A 15,269-nucleotide genomic window follows, 5' to 3' on the forward strand; every position below is an offset into this window, starting at 1 on the left:
TGGGCGGCGGCGCCTCCAGCCCGAGCGCCCGGGCCACCGTGTCGAAGCGGCCGCCCAGCGCCAGCGTGGCCGAGGTGGCGACGACGGTGCGCTCGTCGTAGAGGTGGGTGGCGAGCGTGCCGGCCACCGACAGCGGCGCCACCACCAGCGCCCGGCGGCTGCCGTTCTCCGGCTTCTCCACCCACGCCACGTCGTGGTCGGCCTCCTCCAGCAGCCGCTGGGCGGTGGTGGACAGCTCGTCCAGGACCGCCTTCGCCTGCTGCTTGCGGACCGGGTCGGGGTCGTCGGCCTTCACGTCGCCGATCGACTCCAACGCGGCCCGGGTCGCCGCGTCGAGCAACGTGCACGCCTCCCGCAGCGCGGGCGGCAGGCCGGCGGTGAGCCGACCGGCCGGCGCCTCGGCCAGCCCCACCGCCAGCGCGTCGCCGGCCTCGGTGAGTCGGTCGGCCAGGTCGGCCCGCAACAACGGCCGGGCCCGTCGGGTGGACCTGTCGATCAACTCGGGCACCAGCTCGGCCTGGGCCGCCGAGGAGACCCGGTCGGCCAGCTCGTGCGCCTCGTCGACGACGAGCAGCTTGTGCGGCGGCACGATGTGCCGTCCGGCCAGCATGTCGACGGCGAGCAGGCTGTGGTTCGTCACCACGATGTCCGCCTCCCGGGCGCGGGCCCGGGACGCCTCGGCGAAGCACTCCTGCCCGAACGGGCAGCGGCTGGCCCCGACGCACTCCCGGGCCGGCATGGAGACGCTGCGCCACACCTGGTCGTCCACGCCCGGGTCCAGCTCGTCGCGGTCTCCGGTGGCGGTCTTCTCGGCCCAGTCGCGCAGCCGCTGCACCTGCTTGCCCAGCCGCCCGGCCTCGCCCAGCCACTTCGTGCCGCCACCGGGGCGGGGCGCGTCGAAGAGCGCGTCGTCCGGCTCGTCCTCGACCGAGCTGTCCAGCCGGGCCAGGCACAGGTAGTGGTGGCGTCCCTTGAGCACGGCGAAGGTGGGGCGGCGGCCGAGCACCGGCTCGACCGCGTCGGCCAGCCGGGGCAGGTCGTGCTCGACGAGCTGGGACTGCAACGCCAGGGTCGCGGTGGAGACCACCACCGGGCCGTCCACGGTCAGCGACGGGGCCAGGTAGGCGAGCGACTTGCCGGTGCCGGTGCCGGCCTGCACCAGCAGGTGCTCGCCGGAGGCGATGCTCCGCTCGATGGCCTCGGCCATCTGCTGCTGGCCCGGCCGGGCCGCGCCGCCCGGCACCGCGCCCACCGCGGCGGCCAGCAACTCCCCGCCGTCGGCGCGGGCGGCCCGGCGCTTCTTCGGGACAGCGGGGCCGGTGGCGGTGCGGGACGGACTCACCGTGCGACCGTACCCGCCGGCACCGACGAGGGTCCCGCCGCTCCGGCCGCGTGGCGCGGTCCGTGGGTCGCGTCCGGTTACTTCCCGATCGCGAGGCGTGGCCGGAATCGGTTAGGGTGCCAGGCATGCCGAGCGACGTGGTCCGCGTGATCTACCGCAAGTACGACGGCAGCGCGCACCGCGACTACCCGGCCCGCCGGCTCGCCGAGGACGACCTCGGCGTCTGGCTGGGCGTGCCGGCCGGCACCGAGTCCGTCTACCACGGCCGCCCCTCGGTCGAGCAGATCCCGTTCGTCCTGCTGGTGCCCCGGCACGGCTGGTGGACCGGCATGTTCAACCCGCCGCCGCGCACCAGCGAGGTCTACTGCGACATCGCCACCCCGGCCCGCTGGGAGGGCGAGGAGACGGTCCACCTGGTCGACCTCGACCTGGACGTGGTGCGCCGTCGGGAGACCGGCGTCGTCGAGCTGCGCGACGAGGACGAGTTCGCCGAGCACCGGGCCCGGTGGCACTACCCGGACGACCTGGTCGCCGAGGCCCGGGCGGCGGCCCGCTGGCTGCTCGGCGCGCTCGGCGACGGCAGTGAGCCGTTCGCCACCTCGTACCGGAAGTGGTTGGCCCTGGTGGTCTGAGCCCGGCTCACCAGCGCGGCGGCCAGGCGGCGTCCGGCCCGAGCGCCGGCAGGTCGGCCACCTTGTCCGGGTTGAGCTGGTTGAACACGCCCGTCACCCGGCCGTCGTGCACCGCGAACGAGGTGACCATCCGGATGGTCCGCCCGTCCCGGTGGAGGAACTCCGACTGCCACCCCAGCGTGCCGTCGACAAGGACCGGCCGGCCGCGCAGGGCACCCCGCCCCCGGGCCTGCCCGTACAGGCCGAGGAGCAGGCGCGCGACCGCGTCGGTGCCGACCACCGGCCGGCGCCCCGCCGGGAAGTGGCCGCCGGAGTCGCCGATCGACATCACGTCCGGGGCCAGCACCCGGACGAGTTGGTCCAGCTCCCCGGACTCCACCGCGGCGGCGAAGGCGGAGAGCACGCGGCGCTGCTCGGCGAGGTCCGCGCTGTGTCGTGGCACGTCCGGCCCGTGCACCGCCCGGCGCCCCCGGGACGCGAGCTGCCGCGCCGCCTCCGGCGTCACGGCGAGCACGTCGGCGACGTCACCGAACGGCACCGCGAAGACGTCGTGCAGCACGAACGCCACCCGCTGCTCCGGCGTCAGCCGCTCCAGCACCACCAGCAGGGCGGTGCCGAGCTGGTCGGCCCGGACCGCGCGCTCCGCCGGATCCGGCGCGAACCCGTCCGCCGGCGGCAGGCCGCGCACCACCGGCTCCGGCAGCCACTGACCCGGGTACGCCTCGCGCCGCACCCGCGCCGAGCGGAGCACGTCCAGGCAGATCCGGGAACAGGTGGTGGTCAACCAGCCGCGCACGTCGCGGACGCGGGCCCGTTCGGCCGGGTCGGCGAGCGCGCCCGAGAAGCGCAGCCAGGTCTCCTGCACGGCGTCCTCGGCCTCGGTGCGGCTGCCCAGCATCCGCTGCGCGACCGCCAGGAGGTGCCCTCGTTCCGCCTCGAACTCCCCCGCAAGCTCGTCCACCCGCCCATTCTCCCGCTCGGCCACCCCGCACCGCCCACCGCCCACCGTCCGCCGCCGCGCCCGCCCACCGCCCACCGTCCGCCGCCCGGCTCCGCTGCCTGCCGTCCGCCGCCCGGCTTCGCCGCCTGCCGTCCGCCGCTCATCCGCCGCCCGGCTCCGCCGTTCACCCGCCCTCCCTGCCGGCCGCCGTGACCAAGCCGCCTGGCGTTCGGCCGTGCGCCCCCGTCCGGCTCATCCCGCCGGGAGATCTTGGTACGAAACGGCCCCCATAGGGGCCAGTTCTTACCAAGATCTCGACCGATCCCACTTTGTGGAAGATCGATTCCGTTCGGTGAGGCGCTGGTTCGAGAGGGGTGAGGTGCGTGAACGGGCGGGCGGGGGCGGGGGACTGCCAACGGGCGGGGCGGGCCTGGAAACGGGTGGAGGAGCTGGGGGATAAAGGGTGGGTCGCAAAACGGGCGTAGCGGGCACGCCGTACCCATGATCGGGGTCGGGGGGTGAGGATCGGGGGATGAGTGGCGTGGTGGGGCCCGAGGGCGGGCCGATGCGGGATCTGCTGCGGGTGGGTCCGGGGCCGGTGGACCTGGCGGCGATCGACCCCCGGTCGACGCCGGGGTTGCCGGCGGCGGCCGGGCACGGGTCGGCGCGCAAGGAGTGGGCCCGCGGGCAGGTGGAGCTGGTCGGCGCCGAACTGGGTCGGCAGCAGGAGATGCTCTACGCCGCCGCCCAGGGCGCGGCCGGGCCGGGGAGCGCCACCAGCGCGCCCAGCCAGGCCGGTGGACAGCTGGACGGTGACCGGCCGCGCCGGGTGCTGCTGGTGCTCCAGGCCATGGACTGCGGCGGCAAGGACGGCGCGGTCAAGCGGGTGGCCGGCGCGATGAACCCGCTCGGGCTGCACATCCGTTCGTTCGGCCCGCCGACCGAGGAGGAGCGGCGGCACGACTTCCTCTGGCGGGTGCGGCGCGCGCTGCCACCGCCCGGCTACGTGGGCGTGTTCAACCGCTCGCACTACGAGGACGTGCTGATCGCCCGGGTGGAGGGGCTGGTCGACGAGGCCACCTGGCGGTCCCGGTACGCGATCATCAACGACTTCGAGCGGGAACTGGTCGAACGGTCCGTGACCGTGGTGAAGGTCATGCTGCACATCTCGTACGCCGAGCAGGGCGAGCGGCTGATGGAGCGGCTCACCGACCCGACGAAGTACTGGAAGTACAACCCGAGTGATCTGGACACCCGGGCACGTTGGGACGACTACCGGGCCGCGTACACCGAGGCGCTGGAGCGCTGCGGCACGGACGTCGCCCCCTGGTTCGTGGTTCCGGCGGACCGCAAGTGGTATCGCGACTGGGCCCTGGCCCACCTGCTGCGGGAGACGTTCGACGGGTTGGATCTGGGGTATCCCCCTGCCGATTTCGACGTCGAGCGGGAGCGTGACCGGTTACGCGACCAGGGCGGCAAGTGATCAGGTGAACAGCAGGTGAACGAGCGGTGAATCGGGCCTGACCAGGGGTGGGCCGGTCGATGCCGGGTTCGACCGTGTCCCTAGCATGCCCAGAGCAGACGCCCCCCGGGGCGACGGCCACCCTTCCACCGACACGACGAGGTCCGTGCTGTGAAGTTTTCCTTCCGTCCCACCGAGGGCGCCTTCTACGAGCTCTTCACCAGGGCCGCGCAGAACCTGGTGAAGGGGACCGACCTGCTGAACGAGCTGGGCCTGCCCGGCGCGGACGTGCAGTCGATCAGCGAGCGGCTGACCGAGGTCGAGCACGACAGCGACCAGATCACGCACGACCTCTACAAGAAGATCAACTCCACCTTCATCACGCCGTTCGACCGGGAGGACATCTACCGGCTGGGCTCGCTGCTCGACGACGTGATGGACCACCTGGAGGCGGTCGGCAACCTGCTCTACCTGTACGGCCTGACCAAGCTCCCGTCGCTGCCGCGCGAGCTGCACGAGCTGGTCAACGTGCTCGACCAGCAGGCCAAGCTCACCGCCGAGGCGATGCCCCGGCTGAAGTCGATGAAGGACCTCGAGGACTACTGGATCGAGTGCAACCGGCTCGAGAACGACGGCGACCAGGCGTACCGGATGCTGCTGGTCCGCCTCTTCTCCGGCGAGTACGACGCGCTCACGGTACTGAAGATGAAGGAGGTCGCCGACGAGCTGGAGGCCGCCTGCGACGCCTTCGAGCACGTCGCCAACACCGTCGAGACCATCGCGGTCAAGGAGTCCTGATCCTGTGAGCCCCGAACTCATCGCCGTGCTGGCGGTGATCGCGGTCGCCATGGCGTTCGACTACACGAACGGCTTCCATGACGCGGCCAACGCGATCGCCACCAGCATCTCGACCCGGGCGCTGACCCCCCGGATCGCCCTCGCGCTGGCCGCCGTCGGCAACTTCGTCGGCGCGCACTTCGGCGCCGGGGTCGCCAAGACGGTCGGCGACGGTCTGGTGACGCTACCGACCGGGGTGGAGAGCCTCGGCGTGGTCTTCGCCGGCGTACTCGGCGCGATCGCCTGGAACCTGATCACCTGGTACTTCGGCCTGCCGTCCTCCTCCTCGCACGCCCTCTTCGGCGGCCTCGTCGGCGCGACCCTGTTCGCCGCCGACGGCATCGTCCAGTGGGGCAACATCCTGGAGAAGGTCATCATCCCGATGGTCCTCTCGCCGGTGGTCGGCCTGGTGCTCGGCTTCCTGGTGATGCTCGCGATCATGTGGCTGTTCCGGAAGGGGCAGCCGGGCAAGCTCAGCCGGGGCTTCCGCTGGGCGCAGACCGTGTCCGCCGCCGCCATGTCGGTCGGCCACGGCATGCAGGACGCCGCCAAGACCATGGGCATCATCGTGCTGGCGCTCTACACCGGCGGCTTCCAGGAGAGCAAGACGCACATCCCGGGCTGGGTGTTCTGGACCTCCGCGACGATGCTGGCGCTCGGCACGTACGCGGGCGGCTGGCGGATCATCCGGACGCTGGGCCGGAAGATCATCGACCTCGGCCCGGCGGAGGGCTTCGCGGCCGAGACCGTGGCCAGCGCGGTGCTCTACTTCAACGCCCTGGTGCTGAAGGCCCCGATCTCCACCACGCACACGATCACCTCGGCGATCATGGGTGTGGGCGCGACCAAGCGGCTCTCCGCGGTGCGCTGGAACGTGGCCGGCAACATCGTGATCGCCTGGATCATCACGTTCCCGGCGGCGGCGGCCATCGCCTGCCTCGCGTACCTGCTGGTGCGCCCGCTGTTCTAAGGAGGGGCCCCCTCTTAACGCCTGCGGTAGAGGAAGGGCCCCCTCTTAACACTGAGGTGTTAAGAGGGGGCCCTTCCTTAAGCGTAGGAGACGCCGATGCGGGCCTTGATGTCGTCGATCAGGGTCATGACCTCAAGGGTGGCGGCGTGCGGCACCAGCGGGCTCTCGGTCAGCCCCGCCGCCAGGCAACGCTGCACCTCGATCGCCTCGTACTGGTAGCCCCCGCCGGTCAGGTCCGCCGGGATCGTCTCCGGCTCGGCCCCGGCCCGGTGCAGCACCGCGTGCCCGGGCCGGAAGAACGGCTCGGGCAGGTCGATCCGGCCGGCGGTGCCGGTGATCGACGCGGTGATCGCGGTGGCGCCGACCATCCCGCAGCTCAGCGTCGCCACCGCGCCGGAGTCCCAGCCGAGCACGATGCCGGTGTTCTCGTCCACCGCCTCCGGGCTCAGCCGGGCCCACGCCCGCACGTGCTGCGGCGCGCCGAGCACCAGGTGGGCCAGGCTCAGCGGGTAGACGCCGAGGTCGAGCAGCGCGCCCCCGCCCAGCGCGGGATTCCGCATCCGGTGCTCGGGCGGGAACGGCCCGGCCACCCCGAAGTCGGCCCGGACGTGCGTCACCTCGCCGATCGCGCCGTCGGAGATCAGCTCCAGCACCCGCAGGATCAGCGGGTTGGTCCGCATCCACATGGCCTCCATGAGGAAGAGCCCGTGAGCGCGCGCCGTCTCCACCAGCTCGGTGGTGGTGGGCAGGTCCAGCGTGCAGGGCTTCTCCACCAGCACGGCCTTGCCGCCGGCCAGGCAGGTCAGCGTCGCCTCGTGGTGCGCGGCGTGCGGGGTGGCCACGTAGATCGCGTCCACGTCCGGGTCCGCGGCCAGCTCGGCCCAGGAGGCGTACGCCCGCGGCACGTCGTACCGCCGCGCGAACGTCTCGGCGCTCTCCCGGGTGCGCGACCCGACCGCCACCAGTTCGGCGTCCGGCACCAGCCGCAGGTCGTCGGCGAAACAGGCGGCGATGTGCCCGGTGGCCAGGATTCCCCAACGCGTCATGCCCGAACGCTATCCCGGCCGCTTCCGCCGCCGGCAGGGTGATCCACCCGTCGGGACGTCAGGACCGGCCGGCGACCTCCGCGACGAACACCCGCCACGAGGCCGCGGGAAGGACCAGCGCCGGCCCGGCCGGATCCTGCGAATCCCGTACGCCGACCAGACCGCCAAGGTCGTCGGCGACCTCGACGCAGTTCCCACCGCTCGATCCGCTGCGCCGGGACCTTCGCCAGCGCTTCCTGCCGTTCCTGCCGCTGAGCGACGACGAGGCGCGGGCCATCGCGCTGCTGGCCGAGGACGGCGACGACCGGCTGGCCCTCGCGGTCTACCTGGGAACTCACCACGGGTGGAGCGGTATTGGACTGCCTTCATCCAGGTAGGACAACGCCCACCGCGCCTCCTGCCGCAGGAGTGGGGTGAGGCGAGGCTCCTCCAGGAATGCTTCGTACAAGGTCCTGCCTCGGCGGGGATCCGTGTCGGCGACGCACCGGATCGCCGCACTGCGTACCACGAGATCCTCATCGGCGAGGGCCTGCTCGACCGCCGCCCGGCCCGCCGGTCCGGTGTGCTTGGCCAGCGCCCTGACGGCGTTGACGCGGTGCAGGAAGTCCTTGTGTCGAGCCTGCTCGCAGAGGATGTGCGTAGCGCGGGGATCATTGATGTCGCCCAGGATCACGATCTCCGTGGTGCCGACGCGGCCCGGCATCTGGGCGAGGAACTCCTCGGGCGCGATCATGGCGGCGATGTGCAGGGCGGCCGACCAGCCGTCACCCAGCTCCCGGCCCGTGGCTCTCGTGACCAGGTTCGCCCTGACCCTGCCGTAGTAGAGGTCGAAGACACGTCTCGCTCCGGTTGGCCCGGCAGCGATCAGGGCTTCGTCGGCCCCGGGCTCCCAGTCGAGAACCTTGGCGATCACGGCGTCGAGACCATCGCTCATCGGCCGATGATGCCATTGTCGTACGACCGCATGACGGGGCCACAGCCATGGCAGTCCGGTCGCCCACGGAAACCGAGCGCGGACGCTGAGCGGGCCGGGCGGGCGCTTGCGGCCGAACATGATCCGCGAGGCAGGGCCTAGGCTCGGGGCATGACGATCGACGGCTTCGCCGCACCCCCCGCACTGGTGGAGCACGCCCGCCGGTTCCACGCCGAGGGCGGCGTGCCGGCGGTGCCCCGGGTCGCCGCCACCGTGTTGCTGCTCCGCCCGGCCGGCGACGACTTCGAGGTCTACCTGATCCGCCGGGTGGCGGCGATGACCTTCGGCGGCATGTACGCCTTCCCCGGCGGCGGGGTGGACCGCTCCGACTCCGAGGCGCACCTGGGCTGGGCCGGCCCGGGGCCGGCGGCCTGGGGGGAGCGGTTCCGGCTCGACCCGGCGGCCGCGCAGGCGGTGGTCTGCGCCGCCGCCCGCGAGGTCTTCGAGGAGGCGGGCGTGCTGCTGGCCGGCCCGGACGCGGACACCGTGGTCGGCGACGTGAGCGGTGACGACTGGGAGGCGGCCCGGCAGGACCTGGTGGGTCGGCGTACCGGCTTCGCGGATCTGCTGGCCGGGCGCGGTCTGACGCTCCGGTCCGACCTGCTGCTGCCGTGGACCCGGTGGATCACGCCGGAGTTCGAGCCGCGCCGCTTCGACACGTACTTCTTCGTGGCGCTGCTGCCCGAGGGGCAGCGGACCCGGGACGTCTCCGGCGAGGCCGACCACACGCTGTGGCTGCGCCCGGCGGACGCGCTGGCCCGGGCGGAGGCGGGGGAGCTGACCATGCTGCCGCCGACGATGGTCACCCTCGGTGAGATCGCCGCCGCCGGCGACCTGGCCGGCGTGGCCCGCGCGGCCCGGGAACGCGACCCGGGTACGCCGATCCTGCCCCGCATCGAGGACCTGGACGGGGCCGAGCCACGCTTCCTGCTGCGCTGAGTGGGGATGTTAAAAAGGGCCCCCTGTTATGCAGAATGCGTTAACAGGGGGCCCTTCCTTGCACGTCAGCCGAAGCGACCGGTGATGTAGTCCTCGGTCTTCTTCTGGCTCGGGTTACTGAAGATCTTCTGGGTGTTGTCGTACTCGATCAGGCGGCCCGGGTCGCCGGTCTTCTCGATCGAGAAGAAGGCGGTGCGGTCCGACACCCGCGCGGCCTGCTGCATGTTGTGCGTGACGATGATGATGGTGAACTTGTCCTTGAGCTGGAACATCAGATCCTCGATGGCCAGCGTGGAGATCGGGTCCAGCGCCGAGCAGGGCTCGTCCATCAGCACCACCTGCGGCTCGACCGCGATGGTGCGGGCGATGCAGAGCCGCTGCTGCTGGCCGCCGGAGAGGCCGGCGCCGGGCTTGCCGAGCCGGTCCTTGACCTCGTCCCACAGGTTCGCCGAGCGGAGCGCCTTCTCGGCCGTCTCCTCCAGGATCGACTTGCGGCGGACGCCGTTGAGGCGCAACCCGGCCACCACGTTCTCGAAGATGCTCATGGTGGGGAACGGGTTCGGCCGCTGGAAGACCATGCCGATCATGCGGCGCACGGCCGTGACGTCCACGTCGCGGTCGTAGATGTCCTGCCCGTCGATGGTCAGGTTGCCCTCGACCCGGGCGCCGGGCAGCACCTCGTGCATCCGGTTGATCGACCGCAGGAAGGTGGACTTGCCGCAGCCGGACGGGCCGATCAGGGCGGTCACCGTCTTCGGCTCGACGGTCAGGTTGATGTTCTCGATCGCCTTGAACCCGCCGTAGTAGGCGGTGACGTTCGAGGCTTCGACGCGCTTGGCCATGGTGGCGGTACCTCCGGGGTTCATCGGCCGAGCCGGTTTCGACGGGCCAGCAACTTCGCCGCGACGGTCAGGACGAGGACGAGGGCGACCAGGGTGAGCGCCGCGGTCCACGCCCGCGCCGGCGAGTACTTCGAGGCCTCGCCGGCCTGCTGGTAGACGAAGAGGGCCAGCGACGACTGGTTGTTCTCGAACGGGTTGAAGTTGATCGAGGCGCCACCACCGGCGACGAGCAGCACCGGGGCGGTCTCGCCGGCGGCCCGCGCGATGGCGAGCATGATGCCGGTGACGATGCCGGGCAGCGCGGTCGGCAGCACGACCCGCAGGATGGTCTTCCACTTCGGTACGCCGAGGGCGTAGGCGCCCTCGCGCAGCGGTGCCGGCACGAGCCGGAGCATCTCCTCGGTGGACCGGACGATGGTGGGCAGCATCAGCACGCTCAACGCCAGCGCGGCGGCGAAGCCGGAGAAGCTCGGCCGGCCGTCGTTGAACCACGGCGAGACGATCAGCACCCAGAACGCCAGCACGAACAGGCCGGTGACGATCGATGGGATGCCCGTCATCACGTCCACGAAGAACCGGATGGCGAACGCGAACCGGCCCCGGCCGTACTCGACCACGTAGATCGCGCAGAGCACACCGAGCGGCACGGTGATCAGGGCGGCGATGCCGACCTGCTCCAGCGTGCCGACGATCGCGTGGTAGGCGCCGCCGTTGGCGTCCCGCGCCCCGATGTTGTTCATCGAGGTGCCGAAGAAGTTGCCGTCCAGCCGCTCCGAGCCCTTGCTGACCAGCGTCCACACCACCGAGGCCAGCGGCAGCACGGCCAGCACGAAGGCGGAGTGGATCAGCGCGCTCCAGGTCCGGTTGCGGGCCGACCGCCGGCCCTCCACCGCGTTCGTCGCGACGAAGAGACCGACCAGGTAGAGCAGCGCGGCGATCACCACGACCAGGACCGGGCCGCCGATGCCGGCGCCGTACACGACGGCCGCCGCGAGCAGCACCGCCGCGACGGCGATGGCGGGCGCGGCGTACGCGGGGAGCCGCCGGGCCCGCAGCGTGGCCGGCTGGGCCGGCGGGCGCGGGCGGGAGGGGGTGAGAGTGGAGGTCATGCCGCAGACTCCGTGAACTCGCGGCGGCGGTAGATGATCGCGCGCGCGGTGATGTTGACGATCAGCGTGATCGCGAAGAGCACCAGGCCGGAGGCGATCAGGGCGCCGCGGCCGGTGTCGTTCGCCTCGGCGAACCGGTTGGCGATGTTCGCGGCGATCGAGTTGCCGCCGCTCTGCAGGATGTTGAAGGAGATGGCGTACGTCGAGCCGAGCGTGAGCGCCAGCGCGATGGTCTCGCCGAGCGCCCGGCCCAGGCCCAGCATCACCGCGGCGACCACCCCGGGCCGGCCGTACGGCAGGACCGCGGTGCGGATCATCTCCCAGCGGGTGGCGCCGAGCGCGAGCGCGGCCTCCTCGTTGGCGGTCGGGGTCTGCCGGAACACCTCGCGGGAGAGCGAGGTGACGATCGGCAGCACCATGATCGCCAGCACCAGGGAGCCGAGCAGGATCGAGCTTCCGTACGGGCCGTCGCCGAAGATCGGGATCCAGCCGAAGTACGTGTTCAGCCAGGCGGAGAGATCGGCGACCGGGCCGGCGAAGTAGTCGCGGCCCCAGAGGCCGAAGACCACGCTCGGCACCGCGGCCAGCAGGTCGATCACGAAACCGAGGCCGTTGCCGAGCCGGCGCGGGGCGTAGTGCGACAGGTAGAGGGCGATGCCGAGCGCTACCGGCACGGCCATGAGCAGCGCCAGGAGCGAGCTCAGGACGGTGCCGAAGGCGAGCGCGCCGATGCCGAACTTCGGCGGGTTGTCGTTCGGGAACCAGCCCTCGAAGGTCCAGAACGACTCGGTGTTGGCCCGCAGCGCCGGCACGGCCTTGGCGATCAGGAAGATCGCGATGGCCGCGATGATCACCAGCACGGTGGTGCCGGCGGCCAGGGTGAGGCCGCGGAACGCCCGTTCCGCGCCGAAGGCGCGGGCGCGGGGCAGGCCGCCGCCCCCGCCGAGGTCGCCGCCGGGGCGGCCAGGGTTTCCGGAGCGCTCGGCCACACGCGCCGAGGCACCGGCGGGCCGCTCGTGGCTCATGGCCACGGGGGTCCCGCCGGTGCCGGCGTGCGCCGAGCGGTGAGGGGTGTCACCCATCTGCTCGCTCGCTTCGCGTTGAGGAGGTGTCGATCAGGGCGTCAGGAGAGGCTCTTGACCGCGGCCTCGACCTTGGTGCGGACGGTCTCGGGCAGCGGGGCGTAGCCCAGCTCCACCAGCTCCTGCTGGCCCTCGGCGCTGGCCGCGTGGCCGAGCAGGCCCTTGACCAGGGGCAGCTTGTCGGCGGCGAGGCCCTTGCTGCAGACGATCTCGTAGGTCGCCAGGACGATCGGGTAGGCCCCGGCCTCCTTGGTGTTGTAGTCGATCGACATCTTGAGGTCGTTGCCCTGGCCCTCGAACTTGGCCCCGGCGATGGTCTTGCCGGCCGAGTCGCCGGTCAGCTCGACGAACTCGCCGGCGCCGTTCTTGATCTTGGCCATCTTCAGGCCGGAGTTCTCGGCGTACGACCACTCGACGTAGCTGATGGTGCCGTCGGTGCTCTTGACCTTGCTGGCGACACCGTCGGACTTGGCCGCGCCGACGCCGCCCGGGGCCTTCCACGCCTTGGAGTTGCCCAGGGTCCAGTCCGCCTCGGCGGTCTTGGACAGGTACTTGGTGAAGTTGTCGGTGGTGCCCGACTCGTCGGAGCGGTGCACCGCCTGGATCGCGGTCGACGGCAGCTTGGCGTCCGGGTTGTCGGCCTTGATCGCCGCGTCGTCCCACTTGGTGACCTTGCCGGCGAAGATCTTCGCCAGGGTGGCCGGGCTGAACTGGAGGTTGTCCGCGCCGCTGACGTTGTAGACGACCGCGACCGGGCCGATCACCATCGGCAGGTTGAGGGCCTGGCCGCCGGCGCACTTGGCGTCGGCCTGCGGCTGCTCCTCGGGCTTGAGGGCGGAGTCGGAACCGGCGAAGTCGGCGGTGCCGGCGATGAACGCCTGGATACCGGCGCCCGAACCGCTCGGCTCGTAGTTGATCGTGGTGCCGGAGCACTTCTGCTGGTACGCCTTGATCCACTCGGCCATGGCGTTCTTCTGCGCGGAGGAGCCCTGCGCGTTCAGCGTGCCCGTGGCGCAGTCCGCCGCGGCGGCGGACCCGGAGGCACCGGCGGCCGGCTCGTTGTTGTCCGAGCCGCAGGCGCTGAGACCGAGAACCGCGGTAAGAGCGAGACAGGCGATGGCGCCGTGCCGCTGGAGCTTCACTGGAGGGGTTTCCCTTCACGTCTTTGGTCAGGTCGCCCGGGGTACCGGGGGGCCGGCGCTGACCGGCTGACACGAAAGTTAGGAGGGCCAGGTGGACGGATCGCCGGTCGGAAGTGAACGAGGGGTGAACAAGCTCGATCCGCTCGCCTACGGCAAGCTGTAAGTGTGTTGTCCATTACATGAACAGCGGAGGGCAAGTCCCTCTTATCGAGATTTGTCCGGCGACGCGTGACCTGGCCGCTACCGGGCCGTGACGACACCGTGATGCTCCTGTCGCGGCGAGTGTCCGGTCTCAGGAGATGCGGTCGACGGCTGCCCGCACCGCCCGGCGCACCGGCTCGGGCAGCGGGGTGTACCCCAGGGTGCTCGCCGTGCCCTGGCCCTCGCTGCTGATCGTGTAGCCGAAGAACGCCCGGGCGAGCGGGGCCCGGTCGACCGCCAGCCCCTGCTCGCAGACCACCTCGTAGGTGACCAGGACCAGCGGGTACGCCCCGGACCTCCGGGTGGTGCGTTCCACCGCGAGCCGCAGGTCGGGCCCGAGGGCGCCGACGCTCTCGACGGCGGCCTGCGAGCTGGGGACGACGAACTCACCGGCGCCGTTGCGCACGGCCGCGGCGGGTAGATCCGTGCCGCGCAGGTACGACAGTTCGAGGTAGCCGATCCGGCCCTCTCCCTCCCTCACCGCGTCCGGCACCCGCCTGGATCCGGACACGCCGACGCCTCCCGGCAGCGGCCACTTCCGGCTCGCGCCGTAGGGCCAGCGCCCCGAGGCGGTCTCGGCGAGGAACGTGGTGAAGGCTTCGGTGGTGCCGGACGAATCGGCGCGGTGCACCGGGATGATCCCGATCGACGGCAGGGCCGTGCCGGGATTGTCGGCCCGGATCGCCGCGTCGTCCCAGCGCCGCACCGCCCCGGAGAAGATCGCCGCCACCGTGGCGGGGGCGAGCCGGAGCTGAGGACTGCCGGGCAGGTGGTACGTCACCGCCACCGGTCCGACCGCCATCGGCAGCACGAGCGGTGCGGCGCCGACGCACCGGGTCCGGGCCTGTTCCAGCTCGTCCGGGGACAGCGGCGAATCGGTCCCCGCGAAGTCGGCGACCCCACCGATGAAGGACGTGATCCCCGCTCCGGAGCCGGACGGCTCGTAGTTGATCGTGGTGCCCGGGCAGGCCTTCTGGAAGGCCGTCGACCAGAGCTGGACGGCGTTCGCCTGGGCGGACGAGCCCTGCCCGTTCAGCGTCCCCCGGGCACACGTCACCCCGGGGGCCGGCTCCCGGGTCGGCGCCGGGCCGCACGCGGCGAGCACGGACAGCGCGGACAGCAGCCCGGCGAGAGCACCCCGGCGGCTGCCGCGCACCGTCAGACCGACTGGTAGTTGACGTGCCCCGTCCAGCGGGCGAAGCCGGTCCGCTCGTAGAGCGCTACCGCGCCGGTGTTGCTCTCGTCGACGTAGAGCATCACCCGGTCCAGCCCTCGCACGTCGCGCAGGTGGACCAGGCCGGCCGCGGTGAGCGCCCGGCCCAGCCCGCCCCGGTGCGCGGACGGGTCGACGCCGAGCACGTAGACCTCGCCGATTCGGGCGGACCCGGGTCGCTCGTGCACCTTGGTCCAGTGGAAGCCGAGCAGCCGGCCGGTGCCGGAGTCGACCGCGAGCAGGAAGCCGGCCGGGTCGAACCACGGCTCACCGAGGCGTACGCGCAGGTCGTCGAGCGTCCACCGACCCTGCTCGGGGTGCTGGGCGAAGGCGGCGTTGTTGACCGCCAGCCAGGCCTCGTCGTCCTCGCCCGGACGGAACGCGCGCAGCTCCACCCCCTCGGGCAGGGACGGCTCGGGCAGCGCGGCGGTCAGTGGCCGGCGCAGCTGCCACAGCACCCGGGCCCGGGTGAGACCCAGGTCGACCGCGAGCGCGGCGGCCGACGGGTGGTCGCCGTGCGCCCAGGCGCGCACCGGCCC

General features: G+C 72.2%; 16 protein-coding genes. 5 read left to right on the forward strand and 11 right to left on the reverse strand.

What is annotated here, in order from left to right; translation table 11 throughout:
* Positions 1-1,342: ATP-dependent DNA helicase (locus HUW36_RS11540; protein WP_174528139.1), on the reverse strand; the 1,342-nt coding region annotated here is incomplete at its 3' end.
* 125 nt (positions 1,343-1,467) lie between these two features.
* Between HUW36_RS11540 and HUW36_RS11545 the strand changes: the two genes are divergently transcribed.
* Positions 1,468-1,974, forward strand: coding sequence for a DUF402 domain-containing protein (locus tag HUW36_RS11545; protein ID WP_174528140.1), 507 nt, complete (start codon positions 1,468-1,470; stop codon positions 1,972-1,974).
* Positions 1,975-1,981: 7 nt separating this feature from the next.
* Here HUW36_RS11545 and sigJ read toward each other — a convergent pair whose 3' ends face one another.
* The gene (sigJ, locus tag HUW36_RS11550; RefSeq protein ID WP_174528141.1) at positions 1,982-2,935 is read right to left on the reverse strand and encodes an RNA polymerase sigma factor SigJ; all 954 of its coding nucleotides are present in this window, start codon (positions 2,933-2,935) and stop codon (positions 1,982-1,984) included.
* A 511-nt stretch (positions 2,936-3,446) separates the two neighbouring features.
* Between sigJ and HUW36_RS11555 the strand changes: the two genes are divergently transcribed.
* From HUW36_RS11555 to HUW36_RS11565, 3 genes are all read left to right on the forward strand, one after another.
* Complete coding sequence (locus HUW36_RS11555; protein ID WP_174528142.1) at positions 3,447-4,397, forward strand: PPK2 family polyphosphate kinase; 951 nt, start codon at positions 3,447-3,449, stop codon at positions 4,395-4,397.
* Positions 4,398-4,547: 150 nt separating this feature from the next.
* On the forward strand, positions 4,548-5,174 hold the full coding sequence (locus HUW36_RS11560) for a DUF47 domain-containing protein (protein ID WP_089157475.1): 627 nt from the start codon (positions 4,548-4,550) through the stop codon (positions 5,172-5,174).
* Between the two features lie 4 nt (positions 5,175-5,178).
* Positions 5,179-6,183 carry an inorganic phosphate transporter gene (locus HUW36_RS11565; protein WP_174528143.1) on the forward strand — a complete coding sequence of 335 codons (1,005 nt, stop codon included), beginning with the start codon at positions 5,179-5,181 and terminating at the stop codon, positions 6,181-6,183.
* Positions 6,184-6,260: 77 nt separating this feature from the next.
* Here the strand turns inward: HUW36_RS11565 and HUW36_RS11570 are convergent, their stop codons facing one another.
* From HUW36_RS11570 to HUW36_RS11580, 3 genes are read right to left on the reverse strand one after another with little or no spacing between them, the layout of a single operon-like run.
* Entirely contained in the window at positions 6,261-7,229 is a 969-nt protein-coding gene (locus HUW36_RS11570) for a Gfo/Idh/MocA family protein (RefSeq protein ID WP_174528144.1), read from the reverse strand.
* Positions 7,230-7,287: 58 nt separating this feature from the next.
* Positions 7,288-7,506, reverse strand: coding sequence for a DUF397 domain-containing protein (locus HUW36_RS11575; RefSeq protein WP_174528145.1), 219 nt, complete (start codon positions 7,504-7,506; stop codon positions 7,288-7,290).
* Positions 7,507-7,563: 57 nt separating this feature from the next.
* Positions 7,564-8,163 carry a HEAT repeat domain-containing protein gene (locus tag HUW36_RS11580; protein ID WP_174528146.1) on the reverse strand — a complete coding sequence of 200 codons (600 nt, stop codon included), beginning with the start codon at positions 8,161-8,163 and terminating at the stop codon, positions 7,564-7,566.
* A 150-nt stretch (positions 8,164-8,313) separates the two neighbouring features.
* On the opposite strand from HUW36_RS11580, the gene HUW36_RS11585 reads away from it, so the two are divergent.
* Positions 8,314-9,141, forward strand: coding sequence for an NUDIX hydrolase (locus HUW36_RS11585; protein WP_174528147.1), 828 nt, complete (start codon positions 8,314-8,316; stop codon positions 9,139-9,141).
* 65 nt (positions 9,142-9,206) lie between these two features.
* On the opposite strand, the gene pstB is transcribed toward HUW36_RS11585, so the two are convergent.
* The 6 genes from pstB to mshD form a co-directional block, all read right to left on the reverse strand.
* Positions 9,207-9,983, reverse strand: coding sequence for a phosphate ABC transporter ATP-binding protein PstB (gene pstB, locus HUW36_RS11590; protein ID WP_091569147.1), 777 nt, complete (start codon positions 9,981-9,983; stop codon positions 9,207-9,209).
* A gap of 20 nt (positions 9,984-10,003) precedes the next feature.
* Positions 10,004-11,092, reverse strand: a complete 1,089-nt coding sequence (gene pstA / locus HUW36_RS11595) for a phosphate ABC transporter permease PstA (protein ID WP_174528148.1) — start codon at positions 11,090-11,092, stop codon at positions 10,004-10,006.
* Positions 11,089-12,174 carry a phosphate ABC transporter permease subunit PstC gene (gene pstC / locus HUW36_RS11600; RefSeq protein WP_174528149.1) on the reverse strand — a complete coding sequence of 362 codons (1,086 nt, stop codon included), beginning with the start codon at positions 12,172-12,174 and terminating at the stop codon, positions 11,089-11,091. Before pstC ends, pstA begins: the two co-directional genes overlap by 4 nt.
* 41 nt (positions 12,175-12,215) lie before the next feature.
* Positions 12,216-13,316 carry a phosphate ABC transporter substrate-binding protein PstS gene (gene pstS / locus HUW36_RS11605; protein ID WP_174528150.1) on the reverse strand — a complete coding sequence of 367 codons (1,101 nt, stop codon included), beginning with the start codon at positions 13,314-13,316 and terminating at the stop codon, positions 12,216-12,218.
* Between the two features lie 292 nt (positions 13,317-13,608).
* Positions 13,609-14,673, reverse strand: coding sequence for a phosphate ABC transporter substrate-binding protein PstS (gene pstS, locus HUW36_RS11610; RefSeq protein WP_174528151.1), 1,065 nt, complete (start codon positions 14,671-14,673; stop codon positions 13,609-13,611).
* A 2-nt stretch (positions 14,674-14,675) separates the two neighbouring features.
* Positions 14,676-15,269 (reverse strand): mycothiol synthase (gene mshD, locus HUW36_RS11615; protein ID WP_174528152.1); only part of this gene is annotated, 594 nt, incomplete at its 5' end.

Origin of the sequence: Micromonospora maritima (assembly GCF_902825405.1) — a bacterium.
Taxonomy (GTDB): domain Bacteria; phylum Actinomycetota; class Actinomycetes; order Mycobacteriales; family Micromonosporaceae; genus Micromonospora; species Micromonospora maritima.